Genomic DNA, 16,529 nt, shown 5'->3' on the forward strand with positions numbered 1-16,529 from the left:
AAGCTCTTTTTTCTGCTTGTTTCGTCTGCCCGACGTTGTCCGTCGCGGCCACAGGTTCAGAGTAACATCCCCCATACCCCTCCGCAACCGGATTCATCGTTAAGATCACTTAATGATTTGCCGCATGGCACGCAACTTGCTGTGAACTCGCTACTTATCCTTCGCCAGGGTCTCTAACCGCATGCTATTCTGATGGGCGAAAAGTGTTCAGCCGTCAGCACCGGAAAACTCGACCGCTATTCATCGTTGCCGATATCTTGTTGATTTGGCTAGCCTTTGAGGCCGCGTATGCAACGCGCGGCCGGCTCCCACTGGAGCGGGCGTTCTATCTTGAGAACTCGGTTAAGACGCTGCTGATTTTCGCCTGCCAGCTCATATGGGTCCTGAGCGGCCTGTGGCTTGGGGTTTACGACACGATTCTTAGAGACCGGCGGCGGATTGCTTTGTGGAATGCCTTCCGGCAGAGCGTCCTGGGGGCAGCCGGAGTGGTCTTCTTTCAGTACGCACAGCGCATCGACCTGAGCCGGCCGTTTATTGGACTACTCTTCCTTTATGCCCTGGCCTTCCTTTGCATCCTGCGACTGCTGACGCGGCTTTCGGCGCCGGCATTCTTTGGAGCCGATTCTTCGCTGCGGCACCTATATGTTGTAGGGACGGGCCAGACGGCGCTCCGGGTGGGCCGGCTGATTGAGCAGAGTGAACCTTACGGCTTGCGGCTGCTGGGATTTCTGGGCGATTCGGATGGGCAGGTGAAGCTGTCGCGGGACTATTCCATTTCACCGTTGACCCGCCTACCCGAGCTGCTGCGGACCCGCGTAGTGGACGAACTGGTCTTCGCTGTGACGGCGGACAAGTTGCCCCTGATGGAAGAGACCTTCCTGCTGTGTGAGGAGGAGGGCGTGAGGACGCGCGTGCACGTCGACTACTTCCCGCACATTCACAGCCGGGTGGGCCTGGAACGGCTGGAAGGCGAGCCGATGCTGACTTTCGCCGGCGCGCCGCATGATGAAGTCCGGCTACTGATAAAGAGAGTCACCGATCTGGCCGGCGCGTCCATTGCCCTGATCCTGCTTTCCCCTCTCCTGGCCGTGGCCGCCCTGCTGGTGAGGCTCACTTCGCCGGGGCCGATTCTATTCCGGCAGGTGCGGTGCGGATTGAACGGGCGAAAGTTCTCGCTTTATAAGTTCAGGACCATGGTGGAGGATGCGGAGCAACAGAAGGCTGCGCTGGAACACCTGAACGTCAAGAAGACCAACTTCAAGATCCCCAATGATCCGCGGCTGACCCCGCTGGGCAAGTGGTTGAGGAAGTTCTCGATCGATGAGCTACCGCAGCTATGGAATGTTCTGCGCGGCGAGATGGCGATCGTGGGGCCGAGGCCGGCGGTACCGGACGAAGTGGACCGGTATGAACGATGGCAGCGCCGCCGGCTTCGCATGAGACCCGGCCTCACCTGCCTGTGGGCCCTGAACGGCCGCGACGAGTTGGATTTCGACGAAGTGATGCGCCAGGACCTGGCTTATATTGACCAGTGGTCGCTCAGCCTGGACTGGAGCATCATTCTGCAAACGATACCGACGGTCGTCCTGGGCAAAGGCGCCAACTAGCCTACCCGCGGCGTGACGGACGGCGCCCCTACAGCCGTTTACAAAGCGGTACATTGGACGATACCTGAAGCAGTTACGGTCCGGAATGTAGGGAGCTTTACATGCCGTCCAATCCCCATGGCGCGAGTGGCAGCATTCGTCTATCCCTGATACTCGGCGGCTTGATCCTGGGCATTGGCGCGACGGGCTACTACTATTACGCCACCAGCAGGGCAGAGATCCGCCGGGAAGTGGCAGGAGACCTGACGTCCATCGCCAAGGAAAAGGCGACGCTGATATCAACGTGGCGCGGGGAACGGATTGCGGATGCCTCTGCGGCGGCGGCGGCGGCCGTGCTGATGCCGGCGGTGCTCAATCTGCTGGACGGGAGAGCGACCACGGCGGACCGCGCCTCCATCACCACGTGGATGGACGCCTTGCGCGGCACCTATGGCTACACGCACCTGGCCGTGGCGGACCTGACCGGACATCCTCTGTTGCAAGTGGGCCAGACGGAGGCGTCCCGCACGCAATTCGCGGCGGCGGCGAACGAGGCGGCTTCGTCGCAGGCTCCGGTGTTCCGGGATTTCGATGCGTCGGAGAAGCTCCAAGCGCCGCATGTCGGAGTGAGTGCGGCACTGCGCCCGGTACCGGGTGGAGAGGCGCGTGGCATTCTGCTGCTGGAAGTGGACCCCGAGACGAGGCTGATTCCGCTGATCCAAATCTGGCCCACGTCGAGCCCGACGGCCGAGGCGGTGCTGCTGCGGCACGAGGGCACGGAAGTAGTGCTGCTGACAGAACTGCGTCACCAACCAGGCAGCAAGATGCTGAGGACGCAGGTGGAGCGGTTCACCGGCCGGAATGTGAGGGCGGTGGCGGGCGTACCGGGAACGGGCGAGATCTTCGACTATCGGGGCGTACCGGTGGTGGCGGCGTGGCGGGTGGTGCCGGGCACGAACTGGATCGTCGGCAGCAAGGTGGATGCGGCGGAGGTATTTGCGCCGCTGAACAACCAGGCACGGCTGCTGGGCCTGATGCTGGCCGCCCTGGTGCTGGCTGTGGCCACGACGGGCATCGTGATCTGGAGAAACCAGCAGGCAGCCCATTACGAGCAGCAGTTGGAGTCGGCCAAGGCGCTGCGGTCAGCAACGGAGCTGCTGCATGCGATTGTGGATTCGGCGCCGACGGCGATCATGACCCTGGACCCGGAGCGTGTGGTCACGAGTTGGAACCGGGCGGCGGAGCGAGTGTTTGGCTGGAGCGCCGAGGAGATCGTGGGCCGTCAAGTTCCCATCGTGCCGGCGGAGTCGGAGGCGGCGTTTCGAGCCCAGTTTCAGCGAGTGATTGACGGGGAGACGATGGAGCGCCGGGAAGTGCGCCGCAGGAGGAAAGACGGAACCGAGATTCCGCTGGAACTGACGGCGGCGCCACTGAGGAGCGCGGATGGTTCGACGAGGGGGGCCGTGGCGCTGCTGTTGGACCTGAGCGCGCAGAAGCAGGCCGAGGGTTCGCTGCAGGAGATCGAAGACCGCTGGCAGTTTGCCGTTGAAGGAGCGGAGGAGGGTGTCTGGGATTGGAACGTCGCGAGCGGGCAGGTGTACTACTCCCGGCGATGGAAGGAGATTCTCGGCTATCTGGACGATGAGATCTCCGATTCCCTGGAGGAGTGGCTCAGCCGCATCCATCCGGATGATGCGGAGCGGAACCTGGAGGCTGTGCAGCGCCATTTCCGGAAGGAGGCGCCGGCCTACCTCTTCGAATACAGGGCCCGGCGGAAGGATGGCCGGTATGTCTGGCTGGTGGGCCGGGGCAAGGTGATTGCGTGGGGTGAGGATGGGCACCCGCGGCGCTTCGTCGGGACGATGGTGGAGGTGACCCAGCGCAAGGAGTTGGAGGAGCGGCTGCGGCAGGCACAGAAGATGGAAAGCGTAGGCCGCCTGGCCGGAGGGGTGGCGCACGACTTCAACAACCATCTGACGGTAATCGAAGGCTACTCGGAGCTGCTGCTGGCGCAACTGCCGCCGGATAGTCCGTATTTCACCCAGGTGAGCGAGATCCGGAATGCGGGGCAGCGCGCGGGCATGCTGACGAGGCAATTGCTGTCGTTCAGCCGTCAACAGTCGCCCGAGACGCGCCCATTGAATCTCAACGAAGTGATCAAGGACCTGGAGAAGATGCTGCGGCGGCTGATCCGGTCGGACATCGAACTGAGCACGGTGCTGGCACCGGACGTGCAGACCGTGCGGGCCGATCCCACACAGATGCAGCAGGTGCTGATGAACCTGGTCGTCAATGCGCGGGACGCCCTGAAGGATGGCGGGAAGCTGATTATTGAATCCAGCAATGTGCACCTGACGGATGCGTATAGCGCGGGGCAGCAACCGGTAAAGCCGGGACCTTACGTACTGCTGACGGTGAGCGACACGGGCTGCGGCATGGACGAGGCGACGGTCCGCCAGATCTTCGAGCCGTTCTTTACGACGAAAGGGAGCGGCGAGGGCACCGGGCTTGGCCTGTGCACGGTGTACAGCATTGTGCAGCAGTTGGGCGGCTGGATCTGGGTGTATAGCGAACCAGGCAAGGGCAGCACGTTCAAGGTCTATCTGCCGGCGGACGGACGCCCCGAGCAGCCGGATGAGCGGGCGGAGCGCCCGGCGGACGCGTTGGGGACAGAGACGATCCTGATTGCGGAGGATCACGACCAGGTGCGGGCGTTCAGTGAGTCTGTGCTGCGCGGGCTGGGGTATGAAGTATTGACGGCGCGCGATGGGGAAGAGGCCCTGCGGGTGGCGGCGGAGCACACGGGTCCGCTGCATCTGTTGTTGACCGATGTGGCGATGCCGCGAATGAACGGGCGGGACTTGGCGCGGAATCTGGCGGCGAAGAAGCCGGGACTGAAAGTGCTGTACATTTCCGGCTACACGGCCAACGTGATCGCACAGCAGGATGTGGTGGACGAGGGGTTGGAGTTTCTGCCGAAGCCATTTACTCCGGATCAACTGGGGGAAAAGGTACGGTCGATTCTCGGGCCGCCGCCGGAGGCGAAATAGACCGGCCAAGGTGCTACCCGCGGCGAGCCAGCGAGTGACACAATAAGGGCGGCGGCTGCGCTGTGTGCCCCCTAACCAGGGCGGGCAGAGGCGCGGCCGAGGCAGAAGGAGCTTCGAGAAAGCTATGCAACTGATTCCTACTGAAGATGAAGTCGTCGCCGTGTTGCGAGAGACGGGCGCCCTCCGTTCGGGCCATTTCCAGTATCCCAACGGACTGCATTCCGACCGGTACCTGCAGGTGGCGCTGGCCATGCGCCACTATGACGTGTCGAAGATGCTGAGTGTGGCATTGACCCGGAAGCTGAGAGCGCATACGGACATTCGGGCGATGATCGGCGAACTGTCCGTGGTGGCGCCGGCGACCGCCGGGCTGCCGGTGGCCTTCGGCGTGTGCGAAGCGCTGCGGGCGAAGCAGGTGTACTGGGCCGAACGCGGAGAAGATGGCGGGCCGATGCGCTTCCGTCCGTACCTGGAACCGGCGCCGGGCGACAAGGTGCTGCTGGTGGATGACGTGCTGCGTAGCGGGCGAAAGCTGACTGAGCTCAAGGCGCTGATCGAATCGAAGGGTGCGAAGGTGGTGGGCCTGGCGGTGGTGGTCTACCAGCCGAATCCGGAGACGCCGAATTTCGGCAACCTGCCTTTTTACTACCTGGCCAAGCTGGACGCGATGTACTACTGGGACTCGGCCGAGGCGGCGGAGAAGACCACGATTTCCGGCACTGTGGAGACGGTCTGGACTTAGGCCGCAGCCGCGCCGCGATTAAAAACTGAGTTTGAGCCCGAACTGGAACTGCCTCGGATCATAGGCCGAGGTGAACGCCAGAGGTGTGGTCGGTGAGGCGCCCTTTATGCCGGTGATGGGCTGGCGGATGGCGCTGAGCGGGACCGCGCCCACGGTGTTGTTCACGGTTTTGAAGTTGGTGTGATTAGCCAGATTGAAGCCTTCGGCGAGGAACTCGAGGGCGGCGCGCTCAGACGAGCCCAGGCGGAAGCGGCGGGAGAGGCGCATATCCACGGAGACATAGGACGGTCCGCGGCCGATGTCGCGGCCGGCGGGGAAGGGGCGGTCGTTCGTGCTGTAGTTGTCGCCATTGACGTCGACACCCGCCAGCAGGTTGAAGGGCCGTCCGGAGTTGGCCTGAAAGATGGGGGCCAGGTTCCAGCCGCCGAGGATGTAGTTGTGCGCGGGCGACTGATAGACGGCGTTGATAACGACACGGTGGGCGTGGTGGAAGGGCGACAGGGCGCGCTCGCAGCGTTTGCAGAGCTGGTCCATGGGCGAGAAGTCGGAGTTGAAGTCGGTGAAGTCGTCGATGGCCTTGGACCATGTGTAGTGCGCGTTGAGGGTGAGATTGTTGACCATGCGGCGCTGCACCTGCAGGATGCCGGCGTGGTAGTTGGAGTTGCCGTCGTAGGTGAAGATGTTTTTCTGCAGCAGCGTGGGATCGATGCGGCCGTAGACGGGCGTGCCGTTGGGGTTGGTGGCTCCGGTGTAGAAGAGGTTGCGGCCGGAGGTGCGGGCGATCTTGAGGGCGTGGTTGAAGAGGTAACCGACGGAGACAGCCCAATCGCCGAACGCGCGCTCCATTTCGAAGCTGCCCTGCTGCGAGTAGCCCTGGCGCAGACGGTCGCTGCCAAACTCGACGCGGAGCGGGAGGCCGGGCCCGACGCGGATGCCGAGCGGCAGCAGATCGGCCGGGGTGATGGTGCGCGAGCCGAGGATCCCCTGCTTGAGCATGGTCTGGTAGATGTCAGCCGAGGTAGTGGGCCGGCCGGTTTGCGGGTTGACGATCTGGGGGATGCCGGTGATGGGCACGAAGACCTGGTTGATGGAGCGGCCGGAGAGGGCGTCGGCGATGTTGGCGACCTGGAGGTTGGTGGGCGTGTAGTAGATGCCGTAGCCGCCACGGATGACGAAGCCGCGGCTGCCGGCCGGATTCCAGGCAAAACCGAAGCGCGGGGCGAAGTTGTTTTTGTCGGTGCCGAGGACCTTCTCGTTCACTTCGATGTCGTAGCGGAGGCCGGCGCTGAGGGTGAGGTCGGGATGGACGCGCCAGCGGTCCTGGAGGAAGAGGCCGTAGCGTTTGGACCAGCCGATCCAGTTGGGATCGCCAAAACCCTGTTGGTAGAAGGTGGGCAGGCCGAGCGAGAGCGACTGGAGCGCGGAGACCGGCTGGCTGAGGACGGGGAGCAGGGCGCTCTGTCCGGCGGCCTGCAGGAACTGCGAGATCTGCTGGACGACGGCGGTGCTGCCGGCCGCTCCGGCGATGACGCTGGAGAGCGGGATGGCTTCGCCGAAGCTGAAGCGGCCGCTGAAGAAGGTCTCGGTATCGGCGGTGTCGCGGACGGGGTTGAGGTCGACGCCGAACTTGATGTCGTGAGCGTTGGAGTGGCGATTCCAGTTCTGGATGATCTGGTAGTGGCGCTCGTAGGTGCGGGAAGGCAGGAAGATCTCGCGGCCGAAGTAGCCGAAGCCGGTGACGTTCTGCTCGGGTCCGGCGCCGTCGGTGGGCGTCACGAAGACGGTGCTGAAGTTGAACATGGCGCGCGTTTCGACCACCCAGTTGCTGTTGATGACGAAGATGTCGCTGAGCATGGTGGTGCCGTCCCAGAGCTGGAAGTTGCGGCCGCGGTTGTAGGCGACGAGAGCACCGAACTGGTCGTTCTGGTTGCGGAGGGTGGAGAGGTTGCCGCGGCCATAGATGCTGTGACGGTCAGAGAAGCGGTGGTCGAGCCGGACGGAGACGGCGTTGTCGCCTTCGCTGAAGGGGAACGTTCCGCTGTTGGCCTGGAAGAGTTTGGCGACGTACGGATTGAGACCGGGCGTGAGGGCAGCGGTGAGGGCGCGGCTGAGTCCGATGAGGGTGGGGCTGCCCGAGGCATTGAGGGCGGCCAGGAGATTCTGCTGGGGGACGGTGGGGGCATTGAAGGCGGAGCGGTCCTGGAGGATGGGGACGAAAGCGGTCTCCTGGCGGGCGAGGCGTTCGTAGGCGGCGAAGAAGAAGGTGCGGTCCTTGCGGATGGCGCCGCCGAGGGTAGCGCCGGCCTGGACGCGGGTGAAGCCGGACTTTTCGGGATCGAAGAAGTTGCGGGCCTGGATGCCGCGGTTGCGGAGAAAGCCGAAGACGTTGCCGTGGAGGCCGTTGCTGCCACCGCGGGTCACGATGTTGACGGTGCCGCCGGCGGCCCAGCCAAACTCAGCAGAAGCGGAGTTGCGGTTGATCTGGAACTCCTGGACGGCTTCCTGGCTGATGGAGGGGCGGACGCCTCCGGAGTTGATGTAGTTCTCGACGCCGTCGATGAAGAAGCCGTTGCCGCGGCCGTTGCCGCCACCGAAGCTGATGCCGGATTGCGGCGTCTGGGCTACGCGGTAGTCCGTGCCGTCGACCATGGCGGAGGTGTCGGCGGTGGCGGGTGCAAGCAGGGCGAAGTCGAGGTAGTTGCGGCGATTGATGGGCAGGTTCTGAATGCGGCCCAGTTCAATGGTGTTGGCCTGCTGGACGCGTTCGCCTTCGACCACGGGCACATCGGCCTGGACGCTGATCTCCTGTTGTACGCCGCCCACCACCATCTGAATGAGAAGCGAAAGGGTGTCGCCGACACGGACGTCAACGCCTTCCAGGATTTTGGTGGTGAAGCCGTCGGCCTCGACCTTGAGCCGGTAGTGACCGGGCGGAACAAGGGCGAAGTAGTAGGCTCCGTCCGTGTTGGTATCGGCGTTTCTGGAGATGCCCCTGGCCGCATCGCTGATGGTAAGCTTGGCATTCGAAATGGCTCCGCCTGACTGATCGAGGACGGAACCTTTCACGCTGCCGGCATTGCTTTGTGCCTGCGGATAGACAACCAGTGGCAACAGGGCTAAGGTCAACAGGGAACGGCAGAGCATCATGAGCGACTCCCAGACTGCCGACTCACACATGAACAGAGGGATTCTAACATCACATTGATATGAAACCTACGCTCTTTCTGATCGCCTTAATCAGTACTTCACCGTATCTGTACGCGGCTTCCGGCACGAAGGCCGGGGTTGCGAAGGTGGAGATCACACCCAGCGGTCCGATTTGGATGGCGGGGTATGCGGCGCGGACGAAGCCTAGCGAGGGGGCGACCCCGATCTGGGCGAAGGCGTTGGCGTTGCAGGATGCAAAGGGTACGACGGCCGTGATTGTGACGACCGATCTGATCGGCCTGCCGAAGTCGATTACGGACGTAGTGTCGGCCAAGGTGATTGAGCAGTACAAGCTGGAGCGCAGCCAGATTGTGTTCAATTCCTCACACACGCACACGGGGCCAGTGGTGCGGAACAACCTGTCGGTGATGGGGGCACAGGAGCCGGCGCAGAAGCGGGTAGTGGAAGAGTATGCGAACACGCTGCGCGACAAGCTGGTCACGGTGATTGCGGCCGCGCTGGGCGATATTCAGCCGGCGGCGCTGGCGTTCGATTACGGCGAGACGGGCTTTGCGACGAACCGGCGGGTGGTGACGGACAAGGGCGTGCTGCTGGGCGTGAATCCAAACGGTCCGGTGGATCACAAGGTGCCGGTGTTGCGAGTGGTTGCGCCGAACGGGCAGGTGCGCGCGGTGCTGTTTGGGTATGCCTGCCACAATACGACGCTGACGGCGGAGTTTTACGAGATTACGGGCGACTACGCGGGCTTTGCGCAGGCTGCCGTGGAGAGGGCCTATCCGGGAGCGACCGCGCTGTTTATGCAGCTGTGCGCGGGGGACCAGAATCCGAATCCGCGGTCGAAACTGGAGTTTGCCCAGCAGCATGGGGCGTCGCTGGGCGGTGAAGTGGCGCGCGTCGTGAAGACTCCGATGAAGCCGGTATCGGGGCGAATCAAGAGCGTATACCAGATGGCGGAGCTGCCCTTCGCTCCGCATTCCAGTGAGCAGTTTACTAACGAACTGAAGGACCAGAACGTCTTCAAATCAAGGCGAGCCGCCATGATGCTGGCCCTTTACCAGGAGGGCCGGGCACCGAGGACGCTGCAGTATCCGGTGCAGGTGATCCGCTTTGACCAGGGCTTCACACTGGTGGCCCTGGGCGGCGAAGTGGTGATCGACTACTCGCTGTGGGTGCAACGGACGTTCCCCGGAGAGCGTCTGATGGTGGCAGGCTATTCGAACGATGTGGCCTGCTACATTCCCAGTGCGCGCGTGTTGCGGGAAGGCGGATATGAAGCGGTGGACAGCATGATCTATTACGGGCACCCGGGGCCTTTCACGGAAGAGGTAGAGCCAAGGATTCAGGATGCGATCACAAAGGCGATGAGCAGAGTGAAGAAATAGTGATTGCACGGGCCGTCGTGTGGGGAGCAGTGTGCGCCGGGATGTGCGGAGCGGCGAGTCCGCCGGAAGATCTGATGCAGCGGGCGGCGCAGGCTCCGCCGGAGATCGCGGCCTGGCTGTTGATGAAGCAGGCCACGCCGGAGCGGATCCCGTCGAAAGAGCGGCGCATGGCGGTGCTGGAAGAGGCGTTCGAGCTGGCGTCGCGGGCGAGTATGCCCTATCCGCTGGTGCGGGCGAGCGAGGCCGTCACCTTTGACTCGGTGGCCGGGAAGAGGCAGGAGGCCAGCCTGCAGAACCTGGATGGCCTGGGCCTGCAGGTGCGGGCCGTGCTGGCGATGATGAACCTGAGTCCGGCCAAGGCACAGGAGATGGCACTTTCGATGCAGGTGCCGGTGCCGCCGAAGACGACTTGCGCGGACCTGCTGGTGGCGCGTGTGGATGAGTATTACGGGCTGGCGCTGGCGATTGCGCGGCGCGGCTTTACGGCAAAGCAGCGCGAAGAGGGCCGGCCGGCGCAGTATCTGGCGCACATCATCGCCATGTCTTCGACCCCGGGGCAATTGCTGGGCGCGGTGCGGCTGGTGTCGCAGTTTGAGGCCGGCGAGAAGGACAGGGCGGCGTTGATGGCGGCGCTGGGGTCCGCGATGCGGACGGCGGGTGCGGATCCGCGGGCGTATGCGGCGGTGCCAGAACTGGACGACGAAGTGGATGTTCTGGCGCAGGGTTCACCGGAAGGCGGGGCGCTGACCGAGGCGTACAAGGCATTCGTAGGGGTCCAAACGTCGAAGCCGTGTCCAGCGGATGAGGCTGCGGCGACGCTGTTGTCCAAGGGACCGGCGAAGGACCTCACCCGTTCGCTGAACGAATTACGGATGACATCGAACTCGACGGAGGACGACCGGCCGGCGCGGTTCAACGTATTGCTGCACCGGGTGGAGAGCTGGCGGCCCGAGCAGGGGCAGGATGCGATGGAGTTCTTCCAAGCCAAATCTGCCGTGTACCGGAGCCTGCTGGATACGGCTCCGGAGGATGCGTCGCTGAACGGGACGATTGCTTCGTTCGTCGGCTTCCTGCGGGACACACCGGTGAAGAGCGAGCATCCGGCGGAGTGGCTGGCGCAGTTCCGAAGGGTGCTGCAGCCCTGGGCTCCCGCGGGGCAGCGGAGTGTAGCGATGGCGCGGGAAGAGATCCGGCGCAGTGGGGACGCGCTGATGAGCCTGCTGGCGGAGTCGGGCGAGTCGTTCTGAGATCGCCGCCCAAGCGGCTGGGGGTCGCGGCATACTGTAGGGATGAGTTTGTACGGAGCCGTGGAAGCGGGCGGGACCAAGTTTGTCGTGGCCGTCGGTGATGATCCGTTGCAGCCGCGGGATGTGCGGCGTTTTTCGACCTCGAACAATCCGTTGGAGACGGTGTCGGAGGTGGTGGAGTACTTCAGGGAGCGGGGTCCGTTGAAGGGCGTCGGGGTGGCGACCTTCGGGCCGATCGACTTCGCGAGCGGCGCGATCACGAATACGCCGAAGCTGGCGTGGCAGAACTTCCCCTTGCGCGATGCGCTGCGGCGCGGATTGAATGTGCCTGTGGGATTCGATACCGATGTGAACGGAGCGGCTCTGGGCGAAGCGCGCTGCGGCGCGGGCAAGGGCCTGGAGAATCTGGTCTACATCACGGTGGGTACGGGGATCGGCGGCGGAGCCCTGGTGGGCGGGCAACTGGTGCACGGGCTGATGCATCCGGAGATGGGCCACCTGCTGGTGCGGCGGGCTCCGGGCGAGATCGCGGAATTCAAGGGCGTGTGTCCCTTCCATGGCGACTGCCTGGAGGGGCTGGCGAGCGGTCCGGCGATGCAGGCGCGGTGGGGCGTGCCGGCCGATGAACTGGCGCCGGAACACGAGGCATGGCGGATCGAGGCTGACTACCTGGCGCAGGCCTGCGTGAATCTGGCGTGTGTCGTGTCGCCGCAGGTGATTGTGCTGGGCGGCGGCGTGATGGGGCAACGGCACCTGTTTCCGCTGGTGCGGACGCGGGCGGAGGAGCTGAGCCAAGGGTATCTGCCGCTGCCGGCGATTGTGCCTCCGGGGCTGGAGTATCCGGGCCTGAGCGGGGCGTTTGTCCTGGCGATGGAATGCGTATGAGCGAACAGAGAATCAACATCTCGTCGGGCGCGAAGTGGGAGCCGGTGGTGGGCTACTCGCGGGCCGTGCGGATCGGCGCCCACGTATGGGTGGCGGGCACGACGGCGGTGGACGAGCAGAGCGAGATCGTGGGTGAGGGCGATGCCTACGAGCAGGCGAAGTATGTCTTCCACAAGATCGGCCGTGCGCTGAAGCAGGCAGGTGCGAGCCTCGACGATGTAGTGCGGACGCGGATGTTCATCACACACCTGGCGCACCAGGATGCGATTGGCCGGGCGCACTTCGAGGCGGTGGGCCATGTGCGGCCGGCAGCGACGATGGTCCAGATCAGCGGCCTGGTGGATTCGAGGTTGCTGGTGGAGATCGAAGTGGACGCCTATATCGCGGGCGACTGAGCAGTCGCGGGCAGCGCCGGACTTTCCATAGAAACCCAGCGAGTCTCCGGAACCGGCGGTGCGGGCGCCGGCTGTGGAAGTGCGCCTGAACACGGCCGGCCGGATTCTCGGGATTGTACTCCATTAAGGAACATCAATCACCAGATCTTTTGGTTAACAGGGGCGCCGGCGCCGGCCGCGGAAGATTAAAACGGAGCGCGAACAGTGTCGCCGCTAAGAGTACCCCAAGAACTCACCCATCTTTTGTACAGAGGATCGCAACTTCAATTAGTGCTTTCTGTTACGCGAGAGGAAAAGCGCGTTATAAGTATTTCAGAAAACCATAAGTCCGATCTTTTGTACACCCGCCTGATCGCGCCAGGAACAGTCTCCCCGCTCGCCTCTCTCCTCCCATCATGCTGATTATACAGTGCTTACACAGACACCGCACTGAACCACTGAGCTACCAGTCGAATTAGCACGATCGAAACACTAGCCCTTTTGAGTTACATAAATCTCTTTGACTGTAGAGATGTAAACGGCAATATTAATTCAGCGTGCTCCAAGTGGATTAATAGCCGCCTGGGGTCCCGAGGGCTTTGGGCGTGCGAATCATCCGCAGGCTACGCCGGATTTTCGCTGGGAGTTGAAATGAATAGGAAGATCTACGGACAGAACATCGTAACCAACGATGGTCCAGGACCATCAAGAGCGGCCGTATTGAGGGCATTGCTCTCACTTTCACTTTTGTCCACGGGCGCAGTCGCGCAGGAAACCATGGGCGGCCTGCAAGGGACCGTCAAGGACCCCAGCGGTGCGGTCATCGTGAACGCCGCCGTGGAAGTCAGAAGCCCGGCACTGATCGGGATCAAGAAGCAGGAGACGGACCAGGGCGGCTACTTCCGGTTCGCCAACCTGCCGCCGGGCTTGTACTCGGTGTCGGTGACGACCTCGGGATTCCGCGGGTACCGGAAAGAGAACATCGCATTGGAGGTGGGGCGCCTGCCTTCGCTCGACATCGTGCTGGAGGTGGGTTCGACCTCAGAGGTGGTGGAGGTGGCCGCCGATGCGGTGACGATCGACGTCAGCCAGAGCAAAGTGCAGACGAATATCGGCAACAACATACTGGCCAATGTGCCGACACAATCGCGGTCGTTCCAGAGCGTGATTCAGTTCGCGCCGGGCGCGCGCAGCGAGCCGCTGCAGGCCGGCTATCAGATCGACGGCGCGAGCAATTCGGAGAACGCCTATCTGGTGGAAGGCATGGAGACCGCGTCGCTGTTCGACGGGCACTCGGCCGCGAACGTCCCGATGGACTTCATCCAGGAAGTGCAGGTGAAGACGAGCGGTTTTGAGGCGGAGTATGGCGGCGCGTTGGGGGGCGTGGTGAATGTGATCTCGAAGCGCGGATCCAACCAGTTCACGGGCAGCCTGTTCACGTATTACTCGGGCTCCGGCCTGGATGTGGGGCCGAACCCGACGCTGATCAAGAATCCGCTGGTGCCGACAAACGCCAATGGCGCGAAGCGACTGGACCAGCCCGCTGAGACCTACCAGCCGGCGCAGGACCACTACCGCACGGTGACACCTGGTTTCACACTGGGCGGATACCTGGTGAAGGACCGCCTGTGGTTCTTCGCGTCGGGCGCGCCGGAGTATCAGGTACTGGGGCGGACGGTGAACTTCGCGGCCGCATCGGGTACCCCGGGCCTGCGGACCTTCAACCGCAATATCGACACGTATTATTCGACGGCTCGGCTGGACTACCTGGCGACGCAGAAGATCCGGCTGTACGGGTCATGGTCGTACTCGTATGCGAAGGGCACCGGCACTTCCCTGCCCCAGGCCGACGACCTGAGCAGCCAGTTCAATTCGAGTTCAACGACGAATCCGGACAACTGGAACAACGGCATCGGGTATGTGGCGCCGAACGTGATCTATAGCTCGGGCGCGGACATCACGCTGACGCCGAACCTGGTGCTGACTTCGCGGTTCGGCTATTTCTACTACGACTATCAGGACCGCGGGCTGGCTAGCGGGTTGAAGTACATCTATCGCGACACGAACTATCCGTATAGCACGGGCAATGCTCCGGCGCTGGCTACGACGACCGCCCTGGACGGCACGGTTCTGCCATCGCAGTATGTGAACGCCACGGGCTGGACGAATATCGGCGCCAACAGCCAGACGGTGTTCGATAAGTGGAAGAAGTACAACTTCAGCCAGGACCTGGCCTGGTTCAAGCGCGGGTTCGGCACGCACAACCTGAAGTTCGGCTACACGTTCAACCACGGCACGAACGATACGATCAGCGGCTACAACACGGCGGACGTGTATGTCGCCTTTGGCGTGCCGTACGGACCGCAAACCACGAACGGCATCGCCCGGTGCCAGGGCATCAACGCCCAGAACCAAAGCCTGTACGGACAATCCGGCGGAGCGGCCGACGGCAGTTCGTGCCAGGGTCTGTGGGGTACGGTGAACCTGCGCGACCTGGGTACGGCGGGCAAGGTGGGCGGCTGGAATCATGCGCTGTACGCGCAGGATGCGTGGACGATCGGTCCGCGGCTGACGGTGAATGTCGGCGTGCGGCTGGACAAGGAGAGCCTGCCCTCGTACAACTCGCTGCCGGGCTTCCAGGGCATCAATTTTGGCTGGGGCCAGAAGGTGGCTCCCCGGCTGGGCGCTGCGTATGACTTGACGGGCAAGGGCAAGCTGAAGGTGTACGCCAGCTTCGGCTACTTCTTCGACATCATGAAGTACCAGTTGCCGCGCGGCAGTTTCGGCGGCGACTACTGGCACGACTGCGTGTATGCGCTGGATACTCCGAACTTCACGCAGATCCTGCCGCAGCGCGATTCACAGGGTCACTACTGCCCGCTGGGCGGCGGCGCCACTCCGGCGGTGGGCAGCTTCCCGGCCAACGGGATGCGGTTCATCGAGAACTTCGACTATCGCGAGCCGGCGAACGATCCGAACCAGGTGGGCTCGCTGGGACCAACGGGCCTGGTGGATCCGAACCTGGACCCGATGAAGCAGCACGAGATGGTGGTTGGAGCAGCTTGGGAGATCACGCCTTCGCTGGTGTTTGAGCCGCGTTATTCGCGCAAGCGGCTGGACCGGACGATTGAAGATGCCGGGACAATCACGCAGAACGGCGAGGTCTACTACATCGTCAATCCGGGCTATGGCGTGAACCAGAGCGTGCAGGACTGCAATGGATGTCCGGTGAATCCGAAGGCCGTCCGCAACTACGACGGGATCGAGTTCCGGCTGACGAAGCGGATGAGCTCGAACTTCACGGGGTCGGTCTCTTACACGTATAGCCGGCTGTACGGCAACTACAGCGGATTGACGGCTACGGATGTGAGCGATGGCGGCGGCGGGCGCAACGGTGCGAACAGCGACCGGGCGTTCGACGAGCCGTTCATGCAGTTCGATGCGCACGGCCACCGGGCCGACGGGCCGCTGGCGACGGACCGGCCGCACACGTTCAAGGGGTATGGCTACTACAACCTGAAGTGGTGGAAGGTGAACGCGATGATCGGCGGGTTCCAGCAGATCTATTCGGGGACGCCGCTGAGCAGCTATATCAGCGTATGGGGCGCTCCGGTATTTGTGGAGGGGCGTGGGAACTTCGTGGATATGGCGCGGGATCCGACGACGGGCAACTGGTCGGCGACCGGGGTGAGTTCAAAGAGGACCCCGATCTTCAGCCAGTCGGACATGAGCTTCTCGCAGGACTTCAGTGTGAGCAAGTCGAACGAGAAGATGAAGGCGCGGGTTGGGGTGGAGATCTTCAACCTGTTCAACCAGAAGAGCGTGACGCTGGTGAACCAGAACCTGATCAGCACCTCGGGGTTGAATCCGGCGCAGTGTGGAACGGCGGGGACGAACTGCACCCCGACGCAGGTAAACCAGTCGGGCTTTGACTACGGCGCCCTGATGTCGAAGGGGTATGACTATGTCGGAGCGGCGAACTCGCAGTCGAGGACGTTGAACAGCCTGTATGGGATGCCGTACGGGTGGCAGAATCCGCGGAGTATGCGGTTGACGTTCCGGCTGACGTTCTAGATGAGGAGTTCGTAAAAGTCA

At 63.1% G+C, this 16,529-nt stretch carries 9 protein-coding genes; 8 read left to right on the forward strand and 1 reads right to left on the reverse strand.

The genetic code is table 11. The annotated features are described in order from the left end of the window. The first annotated feature begins 257 nt into the window (after positions 1-257). The 3 genes from IRI77_RS18775 (at position 258) to IRI77_RS18785 (ending at position 5,378) form a co-directional block, all read left to right on the forward strand. Complete coding sequence (locus IRI77_RS18775; protein ID WP_267239317.1) at positions 258-1,607, forward strand: sugar transferase; 1,350 nt, start codon at positions 258-260, stop codon at positions 1,605-1,607. A gap of 101 nt (positions 1,608-1,708) precedes the next feature. Beyond that, complete coding sequence (locus IRI77_RS18780; protein WP_194446574.1) at positions 1,709-4,636, forward strand: PAS domain S-box protein; 2,928 nt, start codon at positions 1,709-1,711, stop codon at positions 4,634-4,636. A 124-nt stretch (positions 4,637-4,760) separates the two neighbouring features. Next, positions 4,761-5,378, forward strand: coding sequence for an orotate phosphoribosyltransferase (locus tag IRI77_RS18785; protein ID WP_194446575.1), 618 nt, complete (start codon positions 4,761-4,763; stop codon positions 5,376-5,378). An 18-nt stretch (positions 5,379-5,396) separates the two neighbouring features. Here IRI77_RS18785 and IRI77_RS18790 read toward each other — a convergent pair whose 3' ends face one another. After that, the gene (locus IRI77_RS18790; RefSeq protein WP_194446576.1) at positions 5,397-8,525 is read right to left on the reverse strand and encodes a TonB-dependent receptor; all 3,129 of its coding nucleotides are present in this window, start codon (positions 8,523-8,525) and stop codon (positions 5,397-5,399) included. Between the two features lie 59 nt (positions 8,526-8,584). Here IRI77_RS18790 and IRI77_RS18795 point away from each other — a divergent pair, with 59 nt between their 5' ends. The 5 genes from IRI77_RS18795 (at position 8,585) to IRI77_RS18815 (ending at position 16,508) form a co-directional block, all read left to right on the forward strand. Beyond that, on the forward strand, positions 8,585-9,928 hold the full coding sequence (locus tag IRI77_RS18795) for a neutral/alkaline non-lysosomal ceramidase N-terminal domain-containing protein (protein ID WP_194446577.1): 1,344 nt from the start codon (positions 8,585-8,587) through the stop codon (positions 9,926-9,928). Continuing rightward, positions 9,928-11,175: a hypothetical protein gene (locus IRI77_RS18800; RefSeq protein WP_194446578.1), complete on the forward strand. Its 1,248-nt coding sequence runs from the start codon at positions 9,928-9,930 to the stop codon at positions 11,173-11,175. The genes IRI77_RS18795 and IRI77_RS18800 overlap by 1 nt, the downstream gene beginning before the upstream one ends. Positions 11,176-11,217: 42 nt before the next feature. Next, entirely contained in the window at positions 11,218-12,060 is an 843-nt protein-coding gene (locus IRI77_RS18805; RefSeq protein ID WP_194446579.1) for an ROK family protein, read from the forward strand. Continuing rightward, entirely contained in the window at positions 12,057-12,455 is a 399-nt protein-coding gene (locus tag IRI77_RS18810) for a RidA family protein (protein WP_194446580.1), read from the forward strand. The genes IRI77_RS18805 and IRI77_RS18810 overlap by 4 nt, the downstream gene beginning before the upstream one ends. 756 nt (positions 12,456-13,211) lie before the next feature. After that, positions 13,212-16,508, forward strand: coding sequence for a TonB-dependent receptor (locus IRI77_RS18815; protein WP_194446581.1), 3,297 nt, complete (start codon positions 13,212-13,214; stop codon positions 16,506-16,508). Positions 16,509-16,529: the final 21 nt, after the last annotated feature.

This window comes from Paludibaculum fermentans (assembly GCF_015277775.1).
GTDB lineage: Bacteria > Acidobacteriota > Terriglobia > Bryobacterales > Bryobacteraceae > Paludibaculum > Paludibaculum fermentans.

Bases quoted from the DNA above. Each gene is read 5' to 3' on its own strand.
- IRI77_RS18805 (WP_194446579.1), top strand. From the start codon at position 11,218: ATGAGTTTGTACGGAGCCGTGGAAGCGGGCGGGACCAAGTTTGTCGTG.
- IRI77_RS18810 (WP_194446580.1), top strand. From the start codon at position 12,057: ATGAGCGAACAGAGAATCAACATCTCGTCGGGCGCGAAGTGGGAGCCG.
- IRI77_RS18780 (WP_194446574.1), top strand. From the start codon at position 1,709: ATGCCGTCCAATCCCCATGGCGCGAGTGGCAGCATTCGTCTATCCCTG.
- IRI77_RS18815 (WP_194446581.1), top strand. From the start codon at position 13,212: ATGGGCGGCCTGCAAGGGACCGTCAAGGACCCCAGCGGTGCGGTCATC.
- IRI77_RS18795 (WP_194446577.1), top strand. From the start codon at position 8,585: ATGAAACCTACGCTCTTTCTGATCGCCTTAATCAGTACTTCACCGTAT.
- IRI77_RS18790 (WP_194446576.1), bottom strand. From the start codon at position 8,525: ATGATGCTCTGCCGTTCCCTGTTGACCTTAGCCCTGTTGCCACTGGTT.
- IRI77_RS18785 (WP_194446575.1), top strand. From the start codon at position 4,761: ATGCAACTGATTCCTACTGAAGATGAAGTCGTCGCCGTGTTGCGAGAG.